General features: G+C 72.1%; 5 protein-coding genes. 3 read left to right on the forward strand and 2 right to left on the reverse strand.

Annotation, left to right across the window (positions count from 1 at the left end):
* The 3 genes from WA805_RS03900 to WA805_RS03910 form a co-directional block, all read left to right on the forward strand.
* Positions 1-609, forward strand: a 609-nt coding sequence (locus tag WA805_RS03900; protein WP_425241662.1) for a phosphatase PAP2 family protein, incomplete at its 5' end; no start/stop codon positions are given.
* On the forward strand, positions 561-767 hold the full coding sequence (locus WA805_RS03905; protein WP_422340720.1) for a hypothetical protein: 207 nt from the start codon (positions 561-563) through the stop codon (positions 765-767). The genes WA805_RS03900 and WA805_RS03905, both read left to right, overlap by 49 nt.
* 136 nt (positions 768-903) lie before the next feature.
* Positions 904-1437: a DUF7455 domain-containing protein gene (locus tag WA805_RS03910; protein ID WP_422340721.1), complete on the forward strand. Its 534-nt coding sequence runs from the start codon at positions 904-906 to the stop codon at positions 1435-1437.
* A gap of 20 nt (positions 1438-1457) precedes the next feature.
* On the opposite strand, the gene WA805_RS03915 is transcribed toward WA805_RS03910, so the two are convergent.
* Both WA805_RS03915 and WA805_RS03920 read right to left on the reverse strand, forming a co-directional pair.
* Positions 1458-1709, reverse strand: coding sequence for a hypothetical protein (locus tag WA805_RS03915; protein ID WP_425239879.1), 252 nt, complete (start codon positions 1707-1709; stop codon positions 1458-1460).
* Positions 1710-1910: 201 nt separating this feature from the next.
* The coding region (locus WA805_RS03920; protein WP_425241663.1) for a LuxR C-terminal-related transcriptional regulator at positions 1911-2331 on the reverse strand (421 nt) is incomplete at its 5' end.

Here is a 2331-nt window from a genome sequence, read left to right on the forward strand (position 1 = left end):
GATCCGCCGATGGCACGAGGGAATAGCGCCCGCACCCCGGCCGCTGGCGCGGCCGGGGTAGTCGCGCGGCGGTTCGCTGACAAGCTCGGGCGACAAGGCGGGCCGGTCCGCCAGCAGCCCGCCAGCGGGCTGCGTGAGCTGAGTGCCGTGGACCGGGCGATCTACTCCGCGGTGGCGGCTACCCCTGCCCCTTCACTCGACGAGCCGCTGCGCCGGCTCTCTAACGCCGCCAATAACTCCCGCCTCTGGCTCGCCATCGCGACCGGCCTCAGCGTGGCGGGGGGCGGGGCGGGCCGACGTGCCGCGGTGCGGGGAACGGTGGCCATCGGCGTAACGTCCGCGCTGGTGAACCTGGCGGTGAAGTCCGCCTGGTCCCGCCAGCGGCCGGACCGGGTCGGTGCCGGGGTCCCGGTCTGGCGGAACGCGCGGATGCCGGCTTCCACGTCGTTCCCGTCCGGTCACGCGGCATCGGGGTTCGCCTTCGCCGCGGCCATCGGCCGGGATCAGCCCGGCTCGGACTGGCGCTGCGATTCCTCCCGGCGGCGGTGGCGTACTCCCGGGTGCACACCGGAGTGCATTACCCGGGCGACGCTGTGGCCGGCGCACTGATCGGTGAGGGCACCGGGCAGGCCGTGGCCGGCCTGATGGACCGGCTGCCGTCGGCCCGCAGGCCCTCCTGGTCCGGTCGCGGTAAGCAACGTGAGCTGCCGGATGGCGCGGATGCGGAAGGCGCGATGATACCGGTGGCCGCCCTGGAGACGGGATGATTCGCCTGGCACCTTACCCCGAATTGGGTGAGGTGCCAGGGCGGCCGGCACCTGATGATCGAGTTCGAAGTCAGGACGCGCGTGCCGGGCGTTGGCTAGCGCTGCTGGTTCGTGCTCGTAGGGGCGGCGAATAGCGATGAGGTTCCCGTGGCGTAAGGCCGCGGCTGCCCGAAAGGCGGCCGGCGGCCGGGCTGACTGGTTCGGGCCGCCTCGACTTGCCGAACGAAGCTGCTGCTGCCCGGCCAGGCCCGTCGTCATGGTGCTGATCCCGCCCGCATCCGAGCGTCGGCATCCTGTTGACCTCCTGCTGTGCGGCCACCACTACCTGACATCCAAAGCCGCCCTGGCCGCAGCCGGTGCGGTTGTCATGGACGAGACCGGCGCGATCGTCGACCCGGCAGATCGCCCGGTTCGGTGCGTCCTCGGACCTGCTGCACAGCGGCCGGCTATCAGTGCAAGGTCACGGCCTGTCCGGGCTGCAGGAGGATCAGTATGTGGAGGCCAGAGACGCACTGGCCAAGCCACGCGCCGCTGCATTCAATCATTCCCCGTCGGCTGGCGTTGCTGGGAACGAGCTACGGGAGTGTTAGACGGCCGCCCGGAAAGCCGTCGGCGATTGATGACCCTGGTTTACCGTCGTGATATGCCTGCTTGGCGCGTCACCAGATGAGGCTCTGGCGCGAACGGCCGTTATGAATTGGCTGGCTTCACCGCGGGCTCAGCGCTGGCCGGCTGCCCGGGGGTGGCCGCGGCGGCGCCGGCCAGGTCCTCGCGGGTCAGCCTGATCGCCACGATCGTCACGATGAGGGTCAGCAGCATGATCCCGGCCGACACCTCGAACCCGCGCGAGAACCCGACCGGCAGTGCATGGTCGTAGATCGCCGCCTTGATCTGCGCGGCCGTCCCGGCCGGCGGGTGACCCGCCCTGGCCGCGGCCGCCACGGACGCGCCGAACTGCGGGCGGTGTTGGCCATCACGGTCCAGGCCACCGTGCCCAGCAGGGCCAGCCCGATCCAACCGCCGACCTGCTGGCCGACGTTGGGCAGGCTGGCGGCCAGGCCCGCGTCCCGGTCACTGACCCGGGACAGCGCGACCAGGGTCCGCAGCAGCACGAAAGTGCCGCGGGGATTGGCCACGGCGCCGCTAGGGGATCAGGTCCAGTTCCCGCGCCCGGGTGACGGCCTCGGTGCGGTTGGCCGCGCCGAGCTTGTCCAGCACGTGGCTGACGTGCTTCTTGACGGTGTCGAGGGTGACCACGAGTTGCCCGGCGATGGCCTGGTTCGATCTGCCCGCCGCCAGCAGCCCCAGCACTTCCAGCTCGCGGCTGGTCAGCGGCTCGACGATGCCAGGCACCGCTGCGGCGCCTGGCCCCGTGTCTGGCACGGCATGCTCCGGGCCGAACGCCCGCAGGAGCCGGGCCAGGTAGCCGAGCGGGACCCCGGCAGCGGCCGAGCCGGATCGCTGGGCCGCGATCAGCCGGCCGAGCAGCGCGGCCATCAGCGGGCCCTCGTCGGCGAAGACCCGCACGTACCCCTGCGGGCAGGCCAGCGTCAGCGCCCCGGCC

The organism is Trebonia sp., assembly GCF_049794275.1.
Classification (GTDB): Bacteria; Actinomycetota; Actinomycetes; order Streptosporangiales; family Streptosporangiaceae; genus Trebonia.